The following is a 25,304-nucleotide window of genomic DNA, read 5'->3' as shown; positions in this document are numbered from 1 at the left end:
GTTAGGCGGGCAGGAATTTCCAACAAAGGGGATTCGATTAGATGCCGTTTGCTAGACAATCAGACACTGCCCCTCTCCCGCGCAACGAGAAGCTGAATAAGGCTGTCCGGCAAAACCGGCTAATGTCCCGCGCCGGACTATCGGAGCGTCTTTTCGCCCATGTTTTCAAGGGACTGGTCTATCCGCAAATCTGGGAAGACCCGGAAGTGGATATGGAGGCGCTGCAGATCCGCGCCGGTCACCGCATCGTCACCATCGCATCCGGCGGCTGCAACGCGATGTCATATCTGACTGCTGACCCCGCCAGTGTTGAAGCCGTCGATCTCAACACGGCCCATGTCGCCTTCAACCGGCTCAAGCTGGCAGCCGTTGCCAACCTGCCGAATTACGATGCCTTCTACCGCTTTTACGGCACGGCCGACGACAAGACCAACCTTGCGGCCTATGAGCGTTTCATCCAGCCGCATTTGGACATGACCAGCCGAGCCTACTGGGAAAAGCGCATGCTCTCCGGCCGCCGTCGCATCACCATCTTCTCGCGCGACCTCTATCGCCATGGGTTGCTCGGCGTATTCATCGGCATGGGCCACCGTGTGGCAAAACTCTATGGCATCGATCCGCGCGACATCCTCAAAGCATCGACTATAGAAGAGCAGCGCGCCTATTTCGATCGCGCCCTCGCTCCGCTATTTGACAAACGAATGATCCGTTGGGCAACAAAGCGCAAATCCTCGTTGTTCGGTCTCGGTATCCCGCCGCAGCAATATGATGCGCTGGCGACCGCCGGAAATGGCAACATGGCGCAAGTTCTGCGTGGACGGCTCGAGAAGCTTGCCTGCGGGTTCCCCCTCTCCGAGAACTATTTCGCCTGGCAGGCGTTCGGACGTGGCTATAGCGACGACGCCGAAACCGGCCCCTTGCCGCCTTATCTCTCGCGGAATAATTTCGCGACCGTTCGCGAGCGCGCCGGTCGAATGAGCGTCGTCAATGCATCCTTGACGGAGTTTCTCGCCGCCAAGCCCACTGCATCCGTCGACCGGTTCATCCTTCTTGATGCGCAGGACTGGATGAATGATGTGCAGCTCAACGATCTCTGGGGTGAAATCACCCGCACTGCCGCGCCAGGGGCGCGCGTCATTTTCCGCACCGCCGCCGAACCGACAATCTTGCCCGGCCGTATCGACGGCGCCTTGCTGGATCGCTGGGCCTACCAGGAAGAACAGTCGCTCGCGCTCCACGCCCGTGACCGGTCGTCGATCTATGGCGGTTTCCATCTCTATCTGCTCAAGGATTAAGGACTAAGCTGGATGTTTGCGAAGATTGAACATGGACCGTTGATGGACCGCGTCTACCGGCATCAGCGTCACGTCTACGATGCCACCCGCAAATATTATCTTCTCGGCCGCGACCCAATGATCGCGGGCCTCAATCCGCCGGAAAGAGGCAGCATTCTTGAAATCGGCTGCGGTACCGGCCGCAATCTGGTTCTGGCTGGAGAAGCTTACCCCAAGACCTCACTCTACGGCATTGATATATCGAATGAAATGCTAGCCACGGCACATAAGAAAATTGCTGCCGCGGGACTTGGTGAACGTGCGCACCTTGCTTTTGCCGATGCCGCTGATTTCAATCCGGTAACACTTTTCGGACGGCGCCAGTTCGACCGGATTTTCATCTCCTACGCAGTGTCGATGATCCCGCAATGGCAGGCGGTGATGCGTGAAGCGGTAAGCCATCTTACACCCGGCGGCGCACTGCACATCGTCGATTTCGGTGATCTCAAGGATCTGCCCGGCTTCACCAGGGCCGCACTCTACAAATGGCTGGAGTGGTACCACGTCACCCCGCGCAACGATTTGTTCAACGTGGCTGATACAATCGCCGTCGAGACGAAATCAGAAGCGGAAGTTCAGCGGCTCTATCGTGGCTTCGCCTGGATATCGGTCATTCGCCGCAAGGCATAAGCAAGCTATTTGCACAGATCAGCCCTGGAGCCTTCCGAATTGGGAGCTGCCAGGCAGTAAAGCAGAGACATTTCGGCGGCTGAACGCGTGCTTTGTGGATTGGGCTCGACCGCATCGCCGCTGGTTTTCTGGTTGAGTTCGCAATCAGAGCGAAGCAGGCACATGACGGGTATGCGCGCCATGGCAATCGCGGCCCTGAGCATGCCTTGCTGGCCTGCAAAATCCCCGGCGCTGCGCACACGATACCACTGATGCTGGCGTGAAATACGGAAGAACGCGCGCGGATTGGGTAAGATCGCAATTCTTGAAAAGAGATCATTGTCAGCAAAAAGGTCGACCACCTGGCCGTCGTAAGGCTCCGCCAAGCGGCGGTTGTTTGATACGAATGTCGAGTTGAACGTGATCGCCGCAGTGCACGGAAACGCCGCCGCCATATGGCGGGCAAGACCACCACCCAGCGCATGACCGACCATGATATATTCGACCGGCAGGTTTCCCGCGTTGGCCTGGGCCTCTTTTCTGACTTTGGCGAATTCCTTGCGCGCGGTTCGATATTGATCCCATGGATTGATAATCTGGGTGAAATAGGTGTCTTCGCTCATGAGGTCCGTAATGCTTGTCAAACTGTCCTTTCCTCTGAAAACCATCATAACTGACATGCGATCGGCGCTTCGCCGGTAATAGACTTCGGCGTAGAATCCACCTGGCCTAACAATTGGCTCACCCTGTGGCGCCCAGCCAAAATAGTCCGGTTTCAGGTCGAACCGCTCACGTGGAATGGGGCGATAAACATTTGACGCGTAGGCCGCGTAGATTCCGAAATAATCAGAAATCAGCTCGTTGTCGTAATCGGGAAAACCGCGATAATTTCGCCAGAAGCTGGGAATGGTCGGTCGGACGCAATTTCCCGACTGACTGACTGAAATGCCGAGGTCATCCCGATCAATTGTCACCCAAGACGCAAAGAACGCATTTGCTAGACCGACGAGGCCAACGAAAAGCACCAGCAAGCCAAGTCTTCGGATCATTACGCTTCCCCCGATCGATCAAATGGCAGTGCTGTAGCCAGTGCCCTAGACTCTAACTGCAACGAGTAGCATGGCTCTCAAATTCCTACAGCTAGCAAAATGACAGGCGGGAACGCGTCAACGTGTGGCAAGCAATCGCAGCTATTGTTTCTGCCTCGCCTTCATCTCGTCGAACATTTCCTTGATGTCAGCCATCTGTTCGTCGGCAAGTTTGTCAACGCCGCCATGCACCAGCTTCGAGATATTCTCGTCAACCCTTTTCTTGAATTGATCAACGGACGATACATAGGGCAACTGTCTGAGTTCCTCGGCCTCGCAGCTGGCATTCACCAGCCAAACAGCGCCGTATGCGGGTCCAATCGAATGGATGTACGGCGAAAGGGCAGCCTCGGCTTGCGCTTGCCGGCTCGCCAGATCGATCTTCATCTTTCCAACACGGCTCGCATAACGCGCTGATCCAAGGAGCTGTATGGCACGATCGAGACCAAATTTCGCTGCGCCGTAGTCGCTCAGAGCCCGCTTGAAACCATCCAGTGCGTGCTGACAATGCGCGACGTCGACCCGGGCATTCGTGTCGAGCGCCTGTGCGGACAGCGGCAACGCCAACCCTGTAACGATTGCTGCTACTCGGATAATCATCTTCATCATCGTCCTCCTCCCAGCGCACGTACCGGCGTCGAAAGCATCTAGATTCGCTCAGCTACCTGGTGCGATCGCAACTAAGGAGAATAGCCCATATCGATGATACAAGCACGCAGACGCAAATTTGATGTTTCCAGCAAAAATTTGCTGCGATAAGACAGCAAGCGCAATTTGTTAAGCATAATGACGCATCAATAAGCAGGTACCAGATGCCTTTCCACTATTCGAATACGGACCGCCATTCATGAAACGTCTTGCAGCAGGTTTGCTGACCCTCCTTCTTACCGGCTGCACAACGGTTGATTATGATTTTTCCGAAGCAAAACGCCCCTCTTCCGTGCAGCAGATCGCGGCACCATCCGGCAATGTGAGTGCCCCGCGGTTCAAGGATCGCGATCCGCATGACTGGACCGGCAAGACGCCCTGGGGTTATCCGGTGCACGGAACTGACGTTTCCAAATATCAATCGGCGGTTGACTGGCCGACCGTTCGCGGCAACCGTATCTCCTTCACCTTCATCAAGGCCACCGAAGGCGGCGATCGTGTCGATGATCGTTTCGCCGAGAACTGGGCAACGGCTCGGGCTGCCGGAGTTCCGCGTGGCGCATACCATTTCTATTATTTCTGCCGCAGCGCAAAGGAACAGGCACACTGGTTCATCCGGCATGTCCCGAAAGATCCGGATGCATTGCCGCCTGTTCTCGACATGGAATGGAATGCGGCGTCGCCGACTTGCAAACTCCGGCCGAATGCAGCGGTCGTGCGCAGTGAAATGCGCACCTTCATGGATATTGTGGAGCGCCACTACGGCAAGCGCCCGATTATCTACACGACGGTCGACTTCTTCGACGGCAACGATTTGCGCCAGTTTGTCGGATACCCGTTCTGGCTGCGTTCAGTTGCTGGCCACCCCAACGAGAAATACGGCACGCACCCCTGGACGTTCTGGCAATACACGGGGACGGGATCGATCCCCGGTATGCGCGGTGACGCCGATATCAATGTTTTCGCGGGCAGCGAAACGGCCTGGAAACAGTGGCTGGTACGCAACAAGGTGCGATAAAGGTCAAACTCTGCCTCTTCTCGCAATTCTTTGTCTTCACCTCGCCGTTATATTCGTGCATTAGCAAGGAAAATTCCGCGTACCGGCACGCGCTCCAGGTACGCCCATTGTCAACGAGATCTCCCTGATGAACAGATTGTCGATTACTCTTGCCGCCAGCCTTTTGGTCATGTCCAGCGCCGCCCACGCGCTTGATCAGGTGGCACCAGCGCAACCCGTGGCTGCAAAGCCCGCCTGCGGTGGCGAACTGGAGCCATGGTTCAATGGATTGATCAATGAAGCAAGAGCTGCTGGAGTTACCGACAAGGGCATCAGCGAATTGTTCAAGGCATCGATGGACGACAAGGTTCTGGAGCGTGACCGCGCCCAAGGCGTGTTCAACCAGACCTTTCTGACTTTCTCCTCACGCATGGTTTCTGATTACCGTTTGAAACAGGGCGCAGCCAATCTCAAGAAATATGCCGACACCTTTGCCAAGGCTGAAGCCGAATATGGCGTGCCTGGCCCGGTAATTGCCGCCTTCTGGGGTCTTGAAACCGATTTCGGTGCCGTTCAGGGCGATTTCGATACACTGAACGCCCTCCTCACTCTGTCGTTTGATTGCCGCAGGCCGGAGCTGTTCCGTCCACAGTTGATCGCTCTCCTAAAGCTTTTCGACGGTGGTGTCGTGGATGCCAAGACGACCGGCGCGTGGGCGGGCGAAATCGGCCAGATGCAAATGCTGCCGACTGATTATCTCCAACGTGGCCTTGACGGCGATGGCGATGGCAAGGTTGATCTGAAGCGCAGTGCCCCCGACGCGATCATGACAGCAGCGCGCGTGCTGCACGATCTTGGCTGGCGCAGGGGCGAGCCGTGGCTGGAAGAAATCAAACTTACGCAGGAATTGCCTTGGGAAAACGCCATTCGCACCAATCGCCTGCCCCACTCAAAATGGGCTGAATGGGGCGTTGCCGGCATGAACGGACCGCTCGGTCCCGACAATGGCGATGCATCGCTGCTACTGCCGATGGGCCGCAAGGGCCCCGCCTTCCTGTCCTATGCGAACTTCGACATTTTCGTCGAATGGAACAAATCCATCATCTACGCCACGACCGCCGCCTATTTCGCCACACGTCTTGCTGGTGCAGGCCCGCTGGAACCGACCAATCCTGAAGCTGGTCTCAATCCGCAACAGATGAAGGAATTGCAGAGCAAGCTTGCTGCGCGCGGCCACGATATGGGTCCGAAGATCGACGGCGTGTTCGGTATTCTCACCCGCGACGCGGTGCGGGACGAGCAGGTACGCCTTGGGTTGCCAGCCGATTCCTGGCCAACGCCCGAACTCCTCGGCAAACTTTAATTTACTGCGCCGCTGCCATCGTCTCGAGCGAGGCAAAGCCCTCTGGACGTTCACCCGCATCGAATGGGGTTTCAACCTCTACAAAAGTGTCAGGATAGAAGCCATTAAAGCGCGTGCGCAGGGATAGCGAATAGGCGCCGATATGGCCTATTTCGATCCAATCTCCGGTGTCTACCGTTTCTGGCAGCCAGAATGGGCGGGAAAGGATATCGACCGAGTCGCAGGTTGCCCCGCACACCTTGAAGGGCATGATCTCCTTTGGATCGCCATTGCGATGCTTTTTGGCCGGGTCGGGAATGAACCGCGCTGGCAGCGTGATCTTGCCTGTCCATGAATCCGAAAGCGACGCCCAGATACCGTCATTGATGTAAAGCCGCCTGCCCTTGCGCAAGAGCACGCGCACGATGAGCGAAAACGCCCGCGCGACGATGACACGGCCGGGCTCGGCCACAAGCGGCAAGTCACCAAAGCCATATTCGTTGATATCATCGCGCAGCCGCGACATCAGCTGGCCCAGTGAAGGCATTTCCACGTGCTTGCGCTTGGGATCATGGCCATATTCGGCTGGAAAACCACCGCCGACGTCGAGACCGGCCAATGGCACACCCGCGCGGTTGCGCACCCAGTCGGTCGAGCGCAACGCGTGTTCGTATGTGTCGGGATGCTCGATCTGGCTGCCAACATGGAAGCACAGCCCGACATTATATCCGATCTTGTGGGCCCGCTGCAAAAGCTCCACCGCGTGGGCTGGCGCTGCGCCGAATTTCTTGGACAATTCATAGGCGGCATGGCCCTTGGTCTGCAGGCGCACATAGAGTGTGATGCTGGCGGGGTCGATATCCAGCGCCCGTACGATGCGGGTCACCTTGGCGATCTCATCCTCATGATCGACCGCCAAAACGCGAATACCATAGGTTTCGAGGGCGAGGCGTATATCAGATTGCGCCTTGATCGGATGCATAAAGAGCATCTGGGCATTTGGCGCCACCTTGCGAACCGCCTCGAACTCTCCAGGCGATGCCACATCGAACGTATTGATGCCGTTGCGCGCCAGTGTATCGAGAACGAGATGTTCGCCATTGGTCTTGACGGCATAGGCAGTCTCACCAGGAAACATCTTCATGAACTGGTGCGCATCCTCCACCAGAACTTCTGGCCGAAAGCAGTAGACGGGTTGATCCGGCCGCAGGGTGAGCGCTGCTTCACGGGCCGAGGCGAATCGTTGCATCGATTTGTTCTGCGTCATGCAAAACTCTTATCAAGGACAGGTGACAGACGAAAGTCAGTTTCTTGCGCCAGGAATCGGGTGGCTTTATATCCGTGAGCGGATAATAACGATGCTTGTGCTGCGCTGTTCTTAAAGGATTGTGATCTGTGTCCACTGCCGAGACGACGACATCGAATCCCCTCGCAATGACAGGCTTTGCCTGGCTGCAGTTGCTCCTGCTTGGCGCGATCTGGGGTGGATCATTCTTCTTTGCACGTGTCGCAGTTCAGGTTGTACCACCACTGACGTTGGTTCTGTTTCGGGTGGCGGTAGCGGCACTGGCTTTGCATCTCTATCTGCTTGGCCGCGGCATACGGTTCTGGGACTATCGGCAGCATGCGCTTGAGTTCGCCGGGCTGGGGCTGCTGATGAACGTCATCCCCTTTTCCCTGCTCTTCATCGGCCAGACTGTTCTCGGCGCAGGCGTCGAATCCATTCTCAACGCAACGACGCCAATCTGGACGGTCGTCGTCGCGGCCGTATTGACGGTCGACGAAAAGGTAACGCTAAACAAACTGGCTGGCATTCTTCTTGGAATATTCGGGCTTATCGTCATGATCGGACCCGGTGCACTGACAGGCCTCGGTGGTCCTCTTTGGGCTGAGCTGGCTGTGATCGGCGCGACTTTGTCCTACGCTTTTGCCGGCATTCTCGCCAAGCGTTTCAAAGGCGTGCCACCGACCGTCACGTCAACAGGCCAGATGACTGCGTCTACGCTGATCATGATTCCTCTCGTGCTTTTCTATGACGGCGTTCCTGACATAGCGAGCATCGACACCGGCATCTGGCTCGCTATCCTCGGCCTTGGCCTCCTGTCGACGGCATTTGCCTATATCCTGTATTTCTCCATTGTCCGGACTGCGGGCGCGACGAACGCATCGCTCGTCACCCTCATCGTACCGGTCAGTGCGATCCTGCTTGGAACAATATTTCTTGGTGAGCATCTAGCCGCTCATGACTTCATGGGAATGGCGTTGATCGCCCTTGGCCTGTTGACGATCGACGGACGCCTGATGGCAGCGCTGCAAGATCGGCAAAAAGCGTAAAGTTTTCAATAATTGCTTAACCCTGTATTATAAAGTTCGCTGGCTCGATCCGGGCACAATTGTGGCAAAATATGGAAAATGCCGCGGGCAACAATCGCCTTATTGCAGTGCAAAAATATACCGGCTTTCGAGGTATTTTATCGCAAATTTAGAATTTTTTTGCTAAAGTAAATCCGTTTTATTTCAAAAACTTAGGGTTCAAAGGCAAAAAAATTCTACGCCCGTTGTCACACGATCGCAATAATTGGGCTTTTTCTGTGGCAAATTTGCGCTATGCTAAACCGGTTAACTGCAGGAGACAAACGATGGGACTAACTCGTTCGATGAATGTCCTCATGATCTGTGCAGCGTTCGCATTTATCGGTGCAATGGTCGTAGGACTGATACCCTGAGGTGAAATAAGAGCGCTACGGAGATGGTCTCTGACCGTTAGTGAAGTGAAACAAAATGGAACGGCCCGGTTATAGCAACCGGGCCGTTTCCCATTTTGCAATACTCTTGATGCCGTCAGGCGGCGGCACCGGCGAGGCTGGATTCCAACGCACCATTGCCCGGACGAATGCCGATCAGGTGGCAGATGGCAAAAGGAAGATCAGCACGGTTCATCGTGTAGAAATGGAAATCCTGTACGCCCCGTTCGACGAGATCGAGCACCTGTTCAGCGGCAACCGCGGAAGCAACAAGCTGATGGGTCTGCGCATCGTTTTCCAGACCATCAAACCGTTCTGCGAGCCAGCCGGGAATATGTGTCCCGGCTTTCGAGCAGAAATTGGTGACTTGCGTAAAATTGTGAATCGGAAGGACGCCCGGCAGGATCGGAATATAGATTCCCGCGCGGCGGACCTTCTCGACGTAACGCTCGTAGAGATCGTTTTCGAAGAAGAACTGCGTGATCGCCCGCGTAGCGCCGTTATCGACCTTGCGCTTCAACATGTCGATGTCAGTGGCGAAATCCGGGCTCTCCGGATGCTTTTCCGGATAGGCGGCGACGGAAATGTCGAAATCAGCGAAAGCCTTGAGACCAGCGACCAGATCAGCACCATTCTCATAACCGCCCGGCGTTGGCTTGTAATGGGCGCCGACGCCGCCCGCCGGATCGCCGCGCAGCGCCACAAAGCGTTTGACGCCCATGGCGGCAAACTCGCGCACGACCGTATCGACTTCTTCCTTCGTCGCGTCGACGCAAGTCAGATGCGCGGCTGCATTGACGTCGGTTTCCGTCAGAATCCGCTTGATCGTGCGAGCAGTACGCTCACGGGTCGAGCCGCCAGCGCCGTAGGTCACCGAGACGAATTCGGGTGTGAGCGGCGCAAGGCGCGTCACTGTCTCCCATAGGCGCTCTTCCATGACCTCGGTCTTGGGCGGAAAAAATTCAAAGGAAACCCGGATATTGGTACCGAGATCGGGACGGCGGGATTGGCGGAAGAAACTCATTATACGCTCTCCGTGATGCGGGAGGTTAAAGCAGGGTCGGCAATCAGCAAGCGCGGGTCGCGTGCCAGCCACAATTTAACGGTCAGTTTGTCCTTGTCTTTCGGCTCAAGTTGCATGCTTTCCTCAAGCATCAGTCCGGCTTCAGTCAACCACTCACGCATCTGCTCGTCATTGAAACCGAGGCGCACATGGGCGTGGTTGTCACGCAGGAACTCAAGTTCATGCGGCGCGAAATCGACGAGCAGCATACGCCCGCCTGCACGCAGTGCCCGTGCAGCCTCGCGAATGGCTTCCGCCGGATTGTCGAGAAAGTGCAGAACCTGATGAATGGTCACAAGATCAAACGATTCCCGGTCGACCGGCAGGGAATAGACGTCGCCATGGCGCACTTGCGCATTGGTGATGCCATCCTTGTCCAAATTGGAACGGGCAATGGTCAGCATGTCGCGATTGATGTCGATGCCAACGCCTCGCACGTAAAGCGGCGAGAAAAGCTCGAGCAGGCGCCCGGTCCCGGTGCCGACATCGAGCATGGCCTGGAACGGCTTGCGGCCAACGATCTTCAAGAGGGCATCTTCCACGGCGCCGTCTGGCACATGCAGCGAACGTATAGCATCCCAGCTCGAGGCATTCGCACTGAAATAGGCTGCGGCCCGTTCGCGACGCTGCAATTTAACCGAGGCAAGACGTTCAAGGTCGCGCTCAAGTAACGGATCAGAACAATCAAGCCGGTCCAGCAGCGAGCGTGCGATATCGCCGACGATAAGCGAATCCGCGAGGCGAAAATAGGCCCACGAGCCCTCCTGATACCGGTTGATCAGGCTTGCTTCGAACAGCAGCTTGAGATGGCGCGACACGCGCGGCTGTGACTGCCCGAGAATGGAGGTAAGGTCAGAAACTGTCAGGTCGCCACGTGAAAGCAGTGCAAGGATACGCAGTCGGCTTGGCTCCGCCGCTGCCTTCAGCGTATCGACCATCAGATCAAGATTGAGATCACGCTTGTCCATCATTCCACCTTCAAAAGACATAAAGATATGTTTATGTGAGAAATGGAGTTTTGGCAAGTTCGTTTTTGCCATTGACGACAAATTTTGGCGCGTCTGAAATAGGTCGTAGAATCGATCTGAAGGAAAATCCGCATGAGTACAGGAACAAACCGCCAGCGTGCCATCAACAAAGCGCTGACGCTGCTTCTACCCGCGGTTCCCTATTCGGATTCGGAGCCGATACGCGCCGCCGCCGGCGCATCGCACATGAAGACCCTGCCACCGCCAATCGCGGTATGGCTCGCGACTGTGGCCCATGTCCGCCACCAGCATACCGACTATGACGCCTTGCGCGACGAAGGCTACGACAAGGATTGTGCGCGGTTCTTCGTGCTCGATGCCATCAATCGGAAACTTACGGAATGGCGGGCGACGCGTTTGCTGGATCCGCACGAGGACGATCCGAGCTGAGCTCGGCGGCGCCCTGCCATTCTTCCGCGAAGATAAGGCTCTCCAAGGGCAGCCTTTGGCGCCAGCCACGTTTCTCCAGTTCCGGTGCATCGTAGAGCTGATCGACATAGCCAATACAGAGATAGGCAATGATCTTCACGTGATCCGGAATGCCAAGGATCTGCCGCATGTCTTCATCGCGATAAATGCTGACCCAGCCGACACCGATTCCCTCAGCCCGCGCCGCAAGCCAGAGGTTTTGCACGGCGCAGACGGTGCTATAGATATCCATCTGCCGGTTGTGCGTGCGCCCAAGCACGACCTTGCCCCCACGGGTCCGGTCGCAAGTAATGCAGAGGTTGATCGGTGCCTTCAGGATGCCTTCAAGCTTCAGTGACGCGTAGAGCGCCTGACGCTCATCGGCGAACAAGCCTTTGGCTTCCTCATTGGCGCGAGTGAAGGCGCGGTGCACTTCCGCCTTTCGGGTTTCATCACGAATGACGATGAAATTCCACGGCTGCATGAATCCGACCGACGGAGCATGATGTGCCGCATCGAGGAGCTGTATCAGCAGATCATCAGGGATGGGCCTTGGCAGAAATTGGTCGCGCACATCGCGGCGGGTGTAAATGGCTTTGTAGACGGCGGCGCGCTCATCCTCGGAAAAGCCAGCTGCGGTGACCGGACCATACGAAACATCGTGCATTGTTTGCTCCCAACAACGCTTGAAACCCTCCCCGCCGTCCGCGCGGTTCGAGCAATAGGGTCCGGCCGGTCTTCTGACTGAGGTTCGCCTGAACCGCGCGCCTTCCGGACATATCCGTGGCATCTGCGCGGCCCATCCCCTTCACAGCGTTGGGCACGTGCCGGACTTTCACCGGCTTCCCGATTCTCCCGCAATCAACGGGCACCGGACCTTCAATCTATTGGCCATAGAAAATTCTTCGGCGCAAGCCTCAGGGCTGATAAATCCATTGCTCAGGCACACGCACGTCGACCATTTCGCCGGCGCCTATAGTGCCCGGCTTTTCAACCCAGGCAACAATCCCGCGCAAACGCCGCGATACCCGGACAAAATCCAACGCCGTGGTGGTGTGGTCCGCAGTAGCGGCGTGCTCGCCGATCGAGCGCCCGGCGACCTTGCAGGGCGCATTCTGCCCGTCGACCCTTAGCGTTACGCCGCCCTCGAAAAACAGCAGCGTACGCGGCGGAAGCATGGACAGCGATGGAACACCGTCAATGACCATGTTGCCGCCGATCCATTCCGCCTTGAGCTCCTCCAAGCCCATACCGGTGGCGACTTCCTTCAACTCGTCCGACGCGAGGATGGAAAGCTGGCGCTCATTGCGCATTTCAGTGCCGCGCAGATACCAGGGTTCGCGCCCGCCGGATTTGCGCGTGGCGCCGGCGTGAAAATCGCCAACGATGCCGTCGAACGTCAGTTCGAGCGAACTGGCGCGCGTCGTAACGAAGTCCCCTGCGACGGCTTCGAACAGACCGCTCACCCTTCCGCCAATCTTGCGGGCGGGAAATATCTCGGTTCTTGGTCCAAACAGGCCAGTCATTGCAAGCTCCATTAGATTCGCCGCATCTTAGGAAAATCGACCGCGGAAACCAGCAAATATGACTGATGGGTCTGTCAAAAATGGTGATGGGAGGGCGTTGCCACCCTCCCAACAACATCAGCGTGTCAGCGGCTTATACGTCGGGCGCTTCGGATTGACACTGTCGGGTCCGAGGCGGCGGATCTTGTCGTTCTCGTAATCTTCGAAATTACCTTCGAACCATTCCACATGGCTGTCGCCTTCGAATGCGAGGATGTGCGTCGCCAGCCGATCGAGGAACATGCGATCGTGGCTGATGATCACGGCGCAGCCCGCATATTTTTCCAGCGCGTCTTCGAGTGCCGCCAGTGTTTCGGTGTCGAGGTCGTTGGTCGGTTCGTCGAGCAGCAGGACGTTACCGCCGGCCTGCAGCATCTTGGCAAGATGCACGCGATTACGTTGACCGCCGGAAAGGTTGCCAACCTTCTGCTGCTGGTCGCCACCCTTGAAGTTGAACGCCGAGACATAGGCACGCGAATTCATCTCATACTTGCCGAGCTTGATGATTTCATTGCCACCGGAGATTTCTTCCCAGACGTTCTTGTCCGCTTTCAGATGATCGCGGCTCTGGTCGACATAGCCGAGATGCACCGTGTCACCGATGCGAATGGAGCCGGAATCCGGCTTTTCCTGACCGGTGATCATCTTGAACAGGGTGGTCTTACCGGCTCCATTGGGGCCGATAATGCCGACAATGCCGCCGGGCGGCAGTTTGAAGGTGAGGTTTTCGATAAGAACACGGTCGCCAAAGGATTTGGTAAGGTTCTCTGCCTCCATCACAACCTGGCCGAGACGCTCGCCTGCTGGAATAAGGATTTGCGCATCACCCGGACGCTGGTTGTTGGCGGCATCGACGAGTGCGTCATAGGCTTTGATACGCGCCTTGGACTTGGCCTGACGGGCTTTGGGGCTGGCGGAAATCCATTCGCGCTCACGCTCGAGCGCTTTCTGGCGCGAGTCGTCCTCGCGACCTTCCTGCAGCATACGCTTGGCCTTGGCACCGAGATAAGCCGAATAATTGCCTTCATAGGGAATGCCGCGGCCGCGGTCGAGCTCGAGAATCCAGCCGGTCACGTTGTCGAGGAAGTAGCGATCGTGCGTGATCAGAAGCACGGAGCCCGGATATTCGCGCAAGTGCTTTTCCAGCCAGGCAGTGGTTTCCGCGTCAAGGTGGTTGGTCGGCTCGTCGAGGAGCAGCAGGTCGGGCTGCGACAGCAGCAGGCGGCACAGCGCCACACGGCGGCGCTCACCACCGGAGAGATTGGTCACCTCGCTGTCGCCTGGAGGACAGCGCAGCGCTTCCATCGCCATTTCGACCTGGGATTCCAGATCCCACAGGTTCTTGTGGTCGATGATATCCTGCAACTTGGCGCCTTCATCGGCGGTCTCGTCGGAATAATTCATCATCAGTTCATTGTAGCGGTCGAGGATCGCCTTCTTGTCGGCAACGCCGTCCATGACATTGCCCATCACGTCCTTGGTCGGATCGAGAACAGGCTCCTGTGCGAGGTAACCAACGGTCGCGCCATCTGCAAGCCAGGCTTCGCCGGTATACTCTTTGTCCATGCCAGCCATGATCTTGAGGATCGTCGACTTGCCAGCGCCGTTCGGTCCGAGGATACCGATCTTGGCATCGGGGTAGAAGGAAAGGTGAATGTTTTCAAGAACCTTCTTGGTTCCATATGCCTTGTTCAGGCCGGCCATATGATAAATGAATTGGCGTGCCATAACGCGCGTCACTCCGGTGTTCGGGATTTTAGGGACATGAATTTGCGCCGTATGTAGGCGAAAGGGGCTCTGGTGGCAATGCATTGGCGCTCATTTCGGACATTCCTTGATTTAGCCCATCGCTTTGTCATGCCCGATTGTCGCGTTTGGCCATTGCTCTTGTGGGGAAGACGGGCGGTCGTCGAAGTGCGTCTTGGTAGAAAAAGATGCGATCCGCAGACCGCCTCTTCCGGCGTCTTTTTATCCCGTCCGTTGCGCGTCAAGGCGGCAGCGGCTGTGCTCGTAGGGGGAGATCACGGCACCTTGCGCGCCCGACCTCGCCAAATTCGATTGCATTCGCCTAACCCAAATGAATGACACGACGTTGCTTACAGTCACTGTTACTATACCAGGCTTGGAGGGTGCGATGTCGTATCTGCGTGTCGCCGCAACCGCGGCGCTCAGCGTCACGCTTTACAATCCCGTGTTGACAATGGCCGCCGAGCCGGTGGGCGAAGCTGTCCTGATCAAGACTGAAGTTACGGGTGCGAGCGGTCCGCTGGTAGTCAATGGCCCTGTTCATCGGGACGAGCGCATTCGTACGTCCCAGAGCGGGCTTGGACAATTTGTATTCATTGACGGCACGAAATTGGCTGTGGGTTGGGGATCGTCTGTCGTTATCGACAAATTTGTGTTCGACGATTCCGACTCGGTGAAAAAGCTGAGCATAAAGGCCGCAAAGGGAACGTTTCGCTGGATCAGCGGAAACTCGAAATCGTCAGCCTATGAGATTTTGACACCGGCTGGAACGATCGGAGTCCGAGGAACAGCGTTCGATGTCAATGTCGGGCCGGACGGGACGACTGCCGTCGTTTTGCTGAACGGCTCGGCCCAGTTATGCGGACCAGGTGGTTGCCGGGAGTTGAAAAAACGTTGCGACTGCGTGGTAGCCAAACGCAATGGCGAAATGACCGCTGTTCGCCGGGTCGACCGAAGCATTCTCAGAACACTCGGCAGTACGCGAGCATTGCCGTTCCTTTCCGGGTACCAGGCGCTCTCCGGGAAATTGGGATCGGTTGGCATTGGCTGCAGCTTCGCGAGGACTGCAGTGGACCCGCTTGGCCGCAACTCCGCTCCAGGAGCTCACCCAGCCAGTCCAGCTCCGGGTAGACCCGATCGGCAACCTGATACGCCGAGCGCGCCGAGTACACCAGACCAGCCAAATACGCCGAATACGCCTGACCAGCCGAACACACCGGATATGCCAGACAAGCCGCATGTAGACAAAGGTAAGGAGCTCCACCACGAAAAGAGTAACCACGACAGGGACGACGACCGTGAGGACGAGGACGGCCACCACGATAGGGACCACCGCGGTCACGACGACGGCCGGAACAACTCAGGGCACCCGGCCGGGGACAACGCTAATTGACCACAGCCAGGCATCGCTTTCGGAGCGTGCAAATGCAAGCAAATATCGTTCGCCTAGTTACTCGGCCGAGCTAACGTCCCTTCCATTGAGCCCATCGAGAAAATGATCCGACCGGCGGGAGATCCGGCGATAGAATTCCGACAACTCAGGCGCAAGTCCGGCAGACTTGAGCTTTGCCGTGCTGACATCTTTGCGGATCGTCGCCGATCGTGAACGCAGCGCTTCGACAACTTGCCTATGAAAAGATTGCAGTTCTGCAAATTTTGCGGATATTCCGAGACGCTCGTTACCAACGACCGCAAAAAGCCGCGTTCGCGTGCTTTTTCCCTTCAGAGCCAGCACTCCGGCCTCAAGCAAGGCCCAATTCGGCAGTAACTTTGCCGTGCTCTCCGACACGAGAATATCGAAGCCGACTTCCTTGCAGGAGGACTCAATGCGTGCAGCGATGTTGACGGCATCGCCGACAGCCGAATAATTGAACCGCGTCTCGGCGCCCATGTTTCCGACGCAGGCAAGTCCAGTATGGATGCCGATGCCGATGCCGACTTTTTGCTCCTTGCCAAAGCCGAATGCATCCTCGGCGTTGAGGCGCGCAAGCGTTTCCCGCATGGCAAGCGCGGCGTTCACAGCTTTGCCACCGTGGTTGGCGACATCAACGGGGGCGTTCCAGAACGCCATGATCGAGTCTCCGATGAACTTGTCGAGCGTCCCCTCGTTTGCAATGACATGATGGCTGAGGGCATCAAGCAGCGTGTTTAGAAACCCAACAACTTCGGCAGGTGCCAGCTGCTCGCTGATCTGGGTGAAATTTCGCACATCGACGAACATCACCGTCAGTTCACGATCATCGCCGCCAAGACGCAAGGCATCTGGCGTATGCTCGATGCGATATAAAAGCGACGGCGAAAGATAGTGGCCAAAGGCGCGCCTGACCTCGCGGCGCTCCCGGTCGATAACCAGGAAGCGAAACGCCGTGGCGCCGAAATGGGTTATAGATCCGCTGACAATCGGGGCCAGCGGATCGAAGAGCAACCCCGCATAGAAGAAGGCGAGCCAGGAGGCGACAAGAGCCAGCACGGTGATCAACAAGCCGCAGGCAAGCGCGACGGCAGGACTGACGAATGTGGTCACCATCACGAGAACGCTGCCGGCCGCTGCAATGGACATTATCTCAAGACCATCAGCCCAGTCCGGCCGCGCGAGAAAATGGCCCGATAAAATCTGCTCGACGGTCTGCGCGTGCAGCGAGACACCAGGGACGTTCTGTCCAAGAGCTGTCGTGCGAATATCTTGCAGCCCGGCAGCTGATGTTCCGACAAACACGATGCTGCCATCAATCGCAGCCCTTACATCCGGAGAAGCGCCCCCCGTCGCCAGCACCTGCCTGGCCGAGACATACCTTTCAGCAGTATCGCGGCTGACATAAAGCCATAATTCGCCCGCCGCAGTGACCGGAACCACGAATTCCCCAATTTTGATCAGTGTTAGTGTGTCGGGCACATTCGCGGCGCCCGCCAGCACATAGGTGGAGGCGCCCTGCGCGACACGCAGCGCTTCAAGCGCGAGGTTGGGGTAAAGCTGCTCGCCATCGCTCAGGAAAAGCGGGACAGCCCGAACGACATTCGAAGCGGCACCGGGATTGAGGCTGATATGGCCAATGCCAGCAGCATTGGCTTCAAGCTGCGGCCGTAACGGCGTCGCGGCCCTTATTCGGGGGGGCGCGCCAATCGGGCTTTCGCCTGTGAAAGCAAAGCCGGCTTTCACCGGAGGGTGATAATTTCCTTCGTTGGATAGACCAAAACCCAGGACGACCGGCTTGCCAGCGATCGACCGGGCAAAAATCTCGTCATTGTCAGGTAGTTTCCCAAGCAATGAGGGATCGATTCCAGGAACGTCGCGAACCACAGAACGCGGCGACAGACGATCAGGCTCAGCGAAGAGGATATCGAACGCGATTGCGGACGCTCCCATCTCCGAAAGCCTGTCGACCAAGGTCGCGAGCCGATCTCGGGGCCATGGCCATTGACCGAACTCCTGGAGTGAAGCTTCGTCTATGTCAATGACCCGGACCGGCAGTTTTTCAAAAGCGCGCGGCGCCATGCGCTGATACTCGTCGAATGTAAGGTCGCGGGCCTGCTTCAAGAGCTGCGGATCACTTGCTCGCAGGATCGTGAGCGCCGCCACGATCGCCAGGCCGATAATTACACCAACTTGCTGCGCGCGCGTCATGACTAAACTGCCGTCGTGCCAAGGGAACGGTATGCTGCATTTTTCTTCAGAGCTAAGCAATGAGGAACGTGATCGCGTCAGCCCAAGAAGAGCAGACGAATTGTGCGCCCCAAAATGAGCGAAACCGGGCGCGGATATTTCCGTCACCCGGTTTCCCCTCTGGTGCCGCATTCGGGGAGCGTCCTCTTCTCCCTTGAACGGCCATGTAACTTGCAAGGTCTGGATATTCGCGGTCAGCTCCCTCGTTACTTTGCCTGCAATCAAACGCTCGTACAGCGTGCGTACAGTTGTAACAATCAGGAAAAGATCAGCATCCAATCTCTTTCGGAATGAAGTTCTGCGGCATGTTTTTGTCGTTTGCAAGAGGTTTTGCAAAATAAAATTGCATTGATTTTCATATGATTATTTATTGTGCAGCATCGAAACAATTTAGGCGAATTTCGCCGGCTTTTTTCCGCATTGACTAATCGTGCGCCACCCTTTCAATTGCAACGGGAGGCACCGAATGGCATTCGACGATGTAGAATTGGTAGGAACCGCCGCAGGCGCAACGCTCGCCCTGCGCTTTTCACCAGCTGTCTGGACAGCCCGCGCCATCGTCCAGATCAATCATGGTGTCAGCGAGCATTCGCTGCGCTACAACCGTTTCGCGCAATTCCTGAACGGACAGGGGTTCCACGTCTATGCCCATGATCATCGCGGTCATGGATTGACCAAGGCTCCGGGCGCCCCTGCCGGGCGCTTTGCCCAAGCGGGCGGGCCGCGTCATGTGCTGGACGACATGGATGCCATCAACGATCTTGCCCGCAACCGTCATCCCGGTCTGCCGCTCATCATGTTCGGCCATTCGATGGGCGGGCTCGTTGCACTGAACTACGTTTTGAAACACCCGGACAAGGTGGATGCGGCTGCGATCTGGAATGCAAATTTCTCGGCAGGTTTCCTCGGCCGTTTGGCGCAGGCAATCCTGCGCGCGGAACGCATGTTCCTCGGCTCTGACGTTCCAAGCATGGTGCTGCCGAAACTCACCTTTCAGGATTGGGGTCGCAGTATCAATAATGCACGCACAGCGTCCGACTGGCTGTCACGCGATCCCGACGAAGTTGACGCCTATCTTGCGGATCCCCTGTCGGGATGGAACCCGACGGTGAGCATGTGGCGCGATATTTTCGATTTTATCTTCACCGGGTCAGACGACACGCTGCTGGCCAAGGTACGGCGCGACCTGCCGTTCAATCTCGTTGGCGGTGCCGAAGATCCTGCTACGGCAAAGGGCAAGGCTGTCAAGGATCTCGAAAATCGTATGCGCAAGCTTGGCTTCACCCATGTCACGACCACGATTTATCCGGATACACGGCATGAAGGCCTCAACGAGATCAACCGGGAAGTGATCACGCAGGATTTCGCCAAATGGGCTGCTCGCACGATCGAGCAGCGGACAATAAATTTGAAGAGTGCCTGATATCATGCCTGATGCTCCCCTCAAAGGTATCCGTGTCATCGAGCTGGCCCGCGTCCTCGCCGGTCCTTGGGCCGGACAAATCCTCGCCGATCTCGGTGCCGATGTCATAAAGGTTGAAAACCCCGCAGGCGGCGATGAAACGCGCGGCTGGGGGCCGCCCTTCATCACCAGCAGCGAAGGCGAAAACCTTTCGGCTGCCTATTTCCATTCCTGCAATCGCGGCAAGCGTTCCATCACGGTCGACTTTACGTCCCCCGAAGGACAGGAAACGGTCAAGGCGCTGTGCAGGACGGCGGATGTGGTTCTGGAAAATTTCAAGGTCGGCGGCCTGAAGAAGTACGGTCTCGACTACGAATCTCTAAGCACTGACAATCCGCGTCTCGTCTATTGCTCCATCACGGGCTTCGGCCAGACCGGTCCATATTCCGCGCAGGCAGGCTATGACTTCATCATTCAGGGCATGTCCGGACTAATGTCTGTGACCGGCGAACCGGATCGCGAGCCGCAGAAGGTTGGCCTCGCTGTGGCCGATGTTTTTACCGGACTTTACTCCGTTATCGCTATCCAGGCCGCACTGGCGCATGCGGCCAAGACTGGCGAAGGCCAGATGATCGACATGGCGCTGTTCGACGTGCAATCGGCGGTGATGGCCAATCAGGCCATGAATTATCTGGCGACCGGCAGGAGCCCGCATCGCATGGGCAATGCGCACCCGAACATATCTCCCTACGAGGTCGTACCGACATCCGACGGCCATATGATCCTCGCTGTCGGCAATGATGGGCAATTCGCCCGGTTCTGCGCCCTTGCCGGGCTGGGCAGCCTCGCCAGCGATCCGCGTTTTCTGACCAATCGAGCGCGGCTGGAAAACCGCGCCGAGTTGACGGCCTTGATCCGGGCCGAGACCAGGAAGCACACCCGCGCCGACCTGCTTGATGCATGCGCTAAAAATGCTGTTCCAGCCGGTCCGATCAACCAGATCGGCGAGATGTTCGATGATCCACAGATCATGTCGCGGCAAATGCGGCTTGATCTCGACGATGCGCATGGCAGCACCATACCCTCGGTTCGCACGCCGATCGTCATGTCGAAGACTCCGCTAGGCTATAACCGGCCCTCGCCTCGCCTTGGCGAACATAGCGCCGAAATATTGAACGAATTGAAGGATGCATCCGATGAAAACAGGCGGTGAACTGATCGTCGAAGCCTTGGCTGCCAATGGCGCTGAACGCCTGTTCTGTGTCCCGGGGGAAAGCTACCTTGCCGTGTTGGATGCGCTCTTTGATGCCAATATCGGCGTGACTGTCTGCCGGGCCGAAGGCGGCGCCGCGATGATGGCGGAAGCCTGGGGCAAGCTCACCGGTAAACCCGGCATCTGTTTCGTTACGCGCGGTCCCGGCGCAACCAACGCTTCGCCCGGAATCCACATCGCCAAGCAGGATTCGACGCCGCTGATCCTGTTCATCGGTCAGGTACAGCGTGACGCGCGTGAACGCGAAGCTTTCCAGGAAGTGGAGTACCGCCGCTTCTTTGCCGATACCGCCAAATGGGTGGCTGAAATCGACGATGCGCGGCGCATACCCGAGTTCGTCACACGGGCATTTTCAGTCGCGACCTCGGGCCGCCCGGGACCAGTCGTGCTCGCCCTGCCGGAAGACATGCTCACCGATGCCGTCAACGCGGTCACAGCGCAAGCCTGGCTGCCGGTCGAGACCGGCCCCGCGCCCGCCAGCATCGAAAAGCTTGCCGACCTCCTGCAGGGTGCGAAGAAACCCTTCATGATTCTCGGCGGTTCACGCTGGAATGAGCGTGCAGTTCAGTCGATCACGCGCTTTGCCGAGAAATGGCATCTGCCCGTCGGTTGCTCATTCCGCCGCCAGATGCTGTTCGACCATCTGCACCCGAACTATGCCGGCGATGTCGGTATCGGCATCAATCCGGCTCTTGCAGCCCGTGTGAAAGAGGCGGACGTGCTGCTGCTTGTCGGCGGACGTTTCGGCGAAATGCCTTCCTCCGGCTACACGCTCATGGACAGCCCCTACCCCAAGCAAACGCTGATCCATATTCATCCTGACGCCGACGAGCTGGGCCGCGTCTATCGTCCGAGCCTAGCCATAAACGCGGCACCCGACGCTTTTGCCGAAGCGGTCGAACATCTCGCGCCGCCATCGCACATCAATTGGCCGGGCGAAGCGGAAGCCGCGCACAAGGCCTACCTCGCCTGGTCGACACCCCCACAAACAGGTCCAGGCAAGGTGGCGATGGGACCGATCATGGCCTATCTCGAAAGCGTGTTGCCCGAAGACGCGATCATGACCAATGGCGCGGGCAACTACGCCACGTGGCTGCATCGCTTCCATCGCTTTCGCCGCTTCGCCACACAGGCCGCCCCAACCTCCGGCTCGATGGGCTACGGCCTTCCCGCGGCCGTCGCGGCGAAACAGCTCTATCCCGATCGCACCGTCGTCTGCTTTGCGGGCGATGGCTGTTTCCTGATGAACGGTCAGGATTTTGCGACAGCGGTCAAATATTCCCTGCCGATCATCGTTCTTGTGATCAACAACAACATATACGGCACGATCCGCATGCATCAGGAGCGCGAATATCCCGGCCGGGTTTCGGCGACTGACCTCACCAACCCGGATTTTGCCATGCTCGCCCGCGCCTATGGCGGCCATGGCGAGACGGTCGAGACGACGGAAGCGTTCGAGGGCGCATGGCAGCGTGCAGTCGGGAGCGGCAAGCCTGCAATCATCGAAATCCGCCTCGATCCCGAGGCGATCACTCCGGCGAAGACCCTCACAGACATTCGCAACAAGCGTTAATCAACAAGGTGACCATTACAGCTTCGTAACATAAATGAGGATAGCAAGGCGGCGCTTTCAATGTTATGGAGCGCGCCTGATGAGACATTACGAAAGCGTCTGACTTGAGCAATCCGGCAATCACAATCGTCATTCCGTGCCGAAACGAGGCCGCCAATCTTGCCTTTCTCCTTGATGAAGTGGATGCAGCCATGGATGGCCGCAGCTACGAAGTTATCGTCGTTGATGATGGCTCGACGGATGCGACCGGGGAGGTTCTCGGCGAACGTATCAAGGCTGGAAAGCCGCTACGCCACGTTCGCCATGATAAATCCGCTGGGCAGAGCGCGGCGGTGCGCTCCGGCGTCTTTGCTGCCAGGGGCAAGGTGGTGGTCACCATGGATGGGGACGGCCAGAATAATCCCGCTTATCTGCCACAATTGGCCGATGCCCTGCTGAAGGCCGGGCCCGCGGTTGGTATAGCCGCCGGCCAGCGCTTGAAGCGAACCGACACCAAGCTCAAGCAGTTCTCTTCGAAGTACGCCAACAAACTGCGCGGCGCGATCCTCAAGGACAACACTCGTGATTCTGGCTGCGGCCTCAAAGCCGTGCACACGCAATTGTTCCGCGAACTGCCATTCTTCGATGGCTGGCACCGCTATCTGCCGGCACTGGCGCTCCGCGAGGGCTATGGCGTGGTGCACGTCGACGTTGTCGATCGCGAACGGCGCCACGGCAAATCCAACTACGGCATTCTTGACCGCGGACTGCGCGGTATTCTCGATTTATATGGTGTCTGGTGGCTGAGAAAACGTCGCAAGACCGTCCCAACGATTACGGAGATCAGCCATGGCTGACGCTATAACAAATTGGCTGCACTCGGTTTTCATCGCTCAGTTCGATGCATGGATCCTGCTCGGATTTTTCGCGCAGGGTTGTTTCACCATGCGTTTCGTCGTTCAGTGGATCGCCTCTGAACGCGCCAAGCGCAGCGTCGTGCCCGTCACCTTCTGGTTCTTCTCGCTCTTTGGCGGCGTGCTGCTGTTCGTCTATGCGATCCAGCGCAAGGATCCCGTGTTCATTGCCGGTCAGGGCCTCGGCCTCGTTGTCTACATTCGCAATCTCTGGCTCATCGCCAATGAGAAGAAGGCAATGACACAGGATACGTGAGAGGGTGTTGATGACCCACTCAGATCCGGCTCTCGGCAGGGCCAGGCGGCTGCGCATCAGTCACTATCTGCTGCTGATCTTCGTCTGCCTCGTCTCCTTCGTTCCCGGCATCGCCTCAATCCCGCCGCTGGACCGCGATGAATCCCGCTATATCCAGGCCACGCATCAAATGGCCGAGACCGGTGATTATGTCGATATCCGCTTTCAGGATGCATCGCGCTACAAAAAGCCCATCGGCATCTATTGGCTGCAGAGCGCCGCGCTAAAGCTGGTAGGCTACGATGATAGTGCCCCGGTCTGGGCGTACCGGTTGGTGTCTGTCGCTGGGGCAACATTGGCAGTGTTGGGAACTGCGGCGCTCGGTGCGGTCTTCTTCGGCCAAAGTGCAGGCCTTCTCGCTGGCATCGCCCTGGCCAGTATCGTCATGCTTGGCTTTGAGGCGCGGGTTGCAAAGACCGATGCGGCGGTGCTGGCAACCGTCGTATTCGCGCAGGGCGCACTCGCCTGGATCTGGATGGCAAGCCGCATGCAGGCAGCGGAGAGGTGGGCACCGGCATTGATTTTCTGGCTGGCGACAGCCATCGGTGTCCTAATCAAGGGACCGATCACACCTTTCGTCAGCCTGCTCACCATGGCGACGCTCAGCATTTTCTATCGCGAATGGCGCTGGCTCAAACGGCTGAAGCCATTGAGCGGTATTCTCATCTTGCTTGCGATCGTCTTGCCATGGATCGTCCTGATTACGCAGAAGAGCGGTGGCGCCTTCTTCAACGAATCCGTCAACAAGGACTTCCTGTCCAAGGTGGGCGACGCGCAGGAAAGCCATGGCGCCCCGCCTGGCTATTTCGCATTGATCTTCGTTCTCTTCATCTGGCCGTTTGGTGTGCTTGCCGTTCGCGGCGGATTGCATGCTCTGGGCCGTTTGCGCGACGATCCTCGACTTGCGTTTCTGGCGGCCTGGTACGTGCCATTCTGGCTCGTGACGGAGCTTGTTCCGACCAAGCTGCCGCATTACATCCTGCCGGCCTATCCGGCCTTGCTGCTAATGATGGCATGGGCGGTCGACACCGGTATTGCTGCGCAGCCCTATCGCGGGCGCTGGCAAATCTGGCTGGAGCGGTTGACGCTTTTGGGTCTCGCGGCGGCAACGCTCGGGATCATGGGCGCGGGTCTTGTTCTCCCCTATATCATGACCGGTTCATTCTCGTTACCCGGGATCATTGTCTTCTTCACCGCTCTTGCGGCAGGCGTCTTCGCCAGCGGTCTCATCCTGAATCACAATCTCAAGGGTGCGCTGCAAGCTGCTGCAACTTTTGCGATTATCACCTTCGGGCTGCTCACCTGGGGTGTTATCCCGGCGCTCACCCCGATGTGGGTAAGCCCGGCCATTGCCAACGCATTCAATGAGGCCAAGCCATGCGACAAAAGTGTGCTCGCATCGGCGAGCTATGCCGAGCCAAGCCTCGTCTTTCTCACAGGCACAAAGACGATCCTTACCGACGGCCAGGGCGCGGCAAAGCACCTTCTCGGGGACCCGGCTTGTGCCATTTCGGCTGTCGACGAGCGCGAACACGACGCGTTTATCAGGAGCCTGCCCCGGGGCGAGAGATCGGTCGCGGCGGTTGCAACCGTATCTGGCGTCAACTACAGCAAGGGCCGCAGGACGACCATCAC

22 protein-coding genes and 1 riboswitch are annotated in these 25,304 nt (G+C 57.5%); of the genes, 13 read left to right on the top strand and 9 right to left on the bottom strand.

What is annotated here, in order from left to right; genetic code table 11:
* Positions 1 to 41 precede the first annotated feature (41 nt).
* Positions 42 to 1,295 carry a DUF3419 family protein gene (locus AAAC48_RS19075; protein ID WP_340655697.1) on the top strand — a complete coding sequence of 418 codons (1,254 nt, stop codon included), beginning with the start codon at positions 42 to 44 and terminating at the stop codon, positions 1,293 to 1,295.
* Between the two features lie 12 nt (positions 1,296 to 1,307).
* A complete protein-coding gene (locus AAAC48_RS19070; protein WP_340655696.1) occupies positions 1,308 to 1,964 on the top strand; it encodes a class I SAM-dependent methyltransferase in 657 nt (218 codons plus the stop codon).
* Positions 1,965 to 1,969: 5 nt separating this feature from the next.
* Here AAAC48_RS19070 and AAAC48_RS19065 read toward each other — a convergent pair whose 3' ends face one another.
* Positions 1,970 to 2,992, bottom strand: a complete 1,023-nt coding sequence (locus AAAC48_RS19065) for a hypothetical protein (protein WP_340655695.1) — start codon at positions 2,990 to 2,992, stop codon at positions 1,970 to 1,972.
* Positions 2,993 to 3,133: 141 nt separating this feature from the next.
* Positions 3,134 to 3,640, bottom strand: coding sequence for a hypothetical protein (locus AAAC48_RS19060; RefSeq protein WP_340655694.1), 507 nt, complete (start codon positions 3,638 to 3,640; stop codon positions 3,134 to 3,136).
* Positions 3,641 to 3,878: 238 nt separating this feature from the next.
* Here AAAC48_RS19060 and AAAC48_RS19055 point away from each other — a divergent pair, with 238 nt between their 5' ends.
* Together AAAC48_RS19055 and AAAC48_RS19050 are read left to right on the top strand one after the other, a co-directional pair.
* Positions 3,879 to 4,697 carry a GH25 family lysozyme gene (locus AAAC48_RS19055; protein ID WP_340655693.1) on the top strand — a complete coding sequence of 273 codons (819 nt, stop codon included), beginning with the start codon at positions 3,879 to 3,881 and terminating at the stop codon, positions 4,695 to 4,697.
* Between the two features lie 127 nt (positions 4,698 to 4,824).
* A complete protein-coding gene (locus tag AAAC48_RS19050) occupies positions 4,825 to 6,039 on the top strand; it encodes a lytic murein transglycosylase (protein WP_340655692.1) in 1,215 nt (404 codons plus the stop codon).
* A gap of 1 nt (position 6,040) precedes the next feature.
* Here AAAC48_RS19050 and AAAC48_RS19045 read toward each other — a convergent pair whose 3' ends face one another.
* Positions 6,041 to 7,267 carry an alanine racemase gene (locus AAAC48_RS19045; protein ID WP_340655713.1) on the bottom strand — a complete coding sequence of 409 codons (1,227 nt, stop codon included), beginning with the start codon at positions 7,265 to 7,267 and terminating at the stop codon, positions 6,041 to 6,043.
* A gap of 185 nt (positions 7,268 to 7,452) precedes the next feature.
* On the opposite strand from AAAC48_RS19045, the gene AAAC48_RS19040 reads away from it, so the two are divergent.
* A complete protein-coding gene (locus AAAC48_RS19040) occupies positions 7,453 to 8,352 on the top strand; it encodes a DMT family transporter (protein ID WP_340655712.1) in 900 nt (299 codons plus the stop codon).
* A 507-nt stretch (positions 8,353 to 8,859) separates the two neighbouring features.
* On the opposite strand, the gene metF is transcribed toward AAAC48_RS19040, so the two are convergent.
* On the bottom strand, positions 8,860 to 9,786 hold the full coding sequence (gene metF, locus AAAC48_RS19035) for a methylenetetrahydrofolate reductase [NAD(P)H] (protein ID WP_340655691.1): 927 nt from the start codon (positions 9,784 to 9,786) through the stop codon (positions 8,860 to 8,862).
* Positions 9,786 to 10,793, bottom strand: a complete 1,008-nt coding sequence (locus AAAC48_RS19030; RefSeq protein ID WP_340655711.1) for a metalloregulator ArsR/SmtB family transcription factor — start codon at positions 10,791 to 10,793, stop codon at positions 9,786 to 9,788. The genes metF and AAAC48_RS19030 overlap by 1 nt, the downstream gene beginning before the upstream one ends.
* Before the next feature lie 132 nt (positions 10,794 to 10,925).
* Between AAAC48_RS19030 and AAAC48_RS19025 the strand changes: the two genes are divergently transcribed.
* Positions 10,926 to 11,243, top strand: coding sequence for a DUF2293 domain-containing protein (locus tag AAAC48_RS19025; RefSeq protein ID WP_340655690.1), 318 nt, complete (start codon positions 10,926 to 10,928; stop codon positions 11,241 to 11,243).
* Here the strand turns inward: AAAC48_RS19025 and bluB are convergent.
* The 3 genes from bluB to ettA all read right to left on the bottom strand — a co-directional run bounded on the left by bluB (position 11,188) and on the right by ettA (position 14,554).
* Entirely contained in the window at positions 11,188 to 11,928 is a 741-nt protein-coding gene (gene bluB / locus AAAC48_RS19020) for a 5,6-dimethylbenzimidazole synthase (RefSeq protein WP_340655689.1), read from the bottom strand. The genes AAAC48_RS19025 and bluB overlap by 56 nt on opposite strands.
* Positions 11,929 to 11,973: 45 nt before the next feature.
* Positions 11,974 to 12,152: riboswitch (cobalamin riboswitch) on the bottom strand.
* A 26-nt stretch (positions 12,153 to 12,178) separates the two neighbouring features.
* Positions 12,179 to 12,787, bottom strand: coding sequence for an MOSC domain-containing protein (locus tag AAAC48_RS19015; RefSeq protein ID WP_340655688.1), 609 nt, complete (start codon positions 12,785 to 12,787; stop codon positions 12,179 to 12,181).
* Between the two features lie 117 nt (positions 12,788 to 12,904).
* The gene (ettA, locus tag AAAC48_RS19010) at positions 12,905 to 14,554 is read right to left on the bottom strand and encodes an energy-dependent translational throttle protein EttA (RefSeq protein ID WP_340655687.1); all 1,650 of its coding nucleotides are present in this window, start codon (positions 14,552 to 14,554) and stop codon (positions 12,905 to 12,907) included.
* Positions 14,555 to 14,960: 406 nt separating this feature from the next.
* Here ettA and AAAC48_RS19005 point away from each other — a divergent pair, with 406 nt between their 5' ends.
* Complete coding sequence (locus AAAC48_RS19005; RefSeq protein ID WP_340655686.1) at positions 14,961 to 15,965, top strand: FecR domain-containing protein; 1,005 nt, start codon at positions 14,961 to 14,963, stop codon at positions 15,963 to 15,965.
* A gap of 57 nt (positions 15,966 to 16,022) precedes the next feature.
* On the opposite strand, the gene AAAC48_RS19000 is transcribed toward AAAC48_RS19005, so the two are convergent.
* A complete protein-coding gene (locus tag AAAC48_RS19000) occupies positions 16,023 to 18,194 on the bottom strand; it encodes an adenylate/guanylate cyclase domain-containing protein (protein WP_340655685.1) in 2,172 nt (723 codons plus the stop codon).
* 505 nt (positions 18,195 to 18,699) lie between these two features.
* Between AAAC48_RS19000 and AAAC48_RS18995 the strand changes: the two genes are divergently transcribed.
* The 6 genes from AAAC48_RS18995 to AAAC48_RS18970 all read left to right on the top strand — a co-directional run.
* Entirely contained in the window at positions 18,700 to 19,656 is a 957-nt protein-coding gene (locus AAAC48_RS18995) for an alpha/beta hydrolase (protein WP_340655684.1), read from the top strand.
* 4 nt (positions 19,657 to 19,660) lie between these two features.
* Positions 19,661 to 20,848, top strand: a complete 1,188-nt coding sequence (locus tag AAAC48_RS18990; RefSeq protein WP_340655683.1) for a CaiB/BaiF CoA-transferase family protein — start codon at positions 19,661 to 19,663, stop codon at positions 20,846 to 20,848.
* Complete coding sequence (locus tag AAAC48_RS18985) at positions 20,832 to 22,481, top strand: thiamine pyrophosphate-binding protein (RefSeq protein ID WP_340655682.1); 1,650 nt, start codon at positions 20,832 to 20,834, stop codon at positions 22,479 to 22,481. Before AAAC48_RS18990 ends, AAAC48_RS18985 begins: the two co-directional genes overlap by 17 nt.
* Before the next feature lie 104 nt (positions 22,482 to 22,585).
* Positions 22,586 to 23,317, top strand: a complete 732-nt coding sequence (locus AAAC48_RS18980) for a glycosyltransferase family 2 protein (protein WP_340655681.1) — start codon at positions 22,586 to 22,588, stop codon at positions 23,315 to 23,317.
* Positions 23,310 to 23,630 (top strand): lipid-A-disaccharide synthase N-terminal domain-containing protein, encoded by a 321-nt coding sequence (locus AAAC48_RS18975; protein ID WP_340655680.1) that lies wholly within the window; start codon positions 23,310 to 23,312, stop codon positions 23,628 to 23,630. Before AAAC48_RS18980 ends, AAAC48_RS18975 begins: the two co-directional genes overlap by 8 nt.
* Before the next feature lie 10 nt (positions 23,631 to 23,640).
* On the top strand, positions 23,641 to 25,304 hold a 1,664-nt coding region (locus AAAC48_RS18970; RefSeq protein ID WP_340655679.1), incomplete at its 3' end, for a glycosyltransferase family 39 protein.

It is taken from the genome of Phyllobacterium sp. (genome assembly GCF_037994405.1).
In the GTDB taxonomy this organism is placed as follows: Bacteria; Pseudomonadota; Alphaproteobacteria; order Rhizobiales; family Rhizobiaceae; genus Phyllobacterium.
This window is presented reverse-complemented; position numbering and strand designations above follow the sequence as displayed.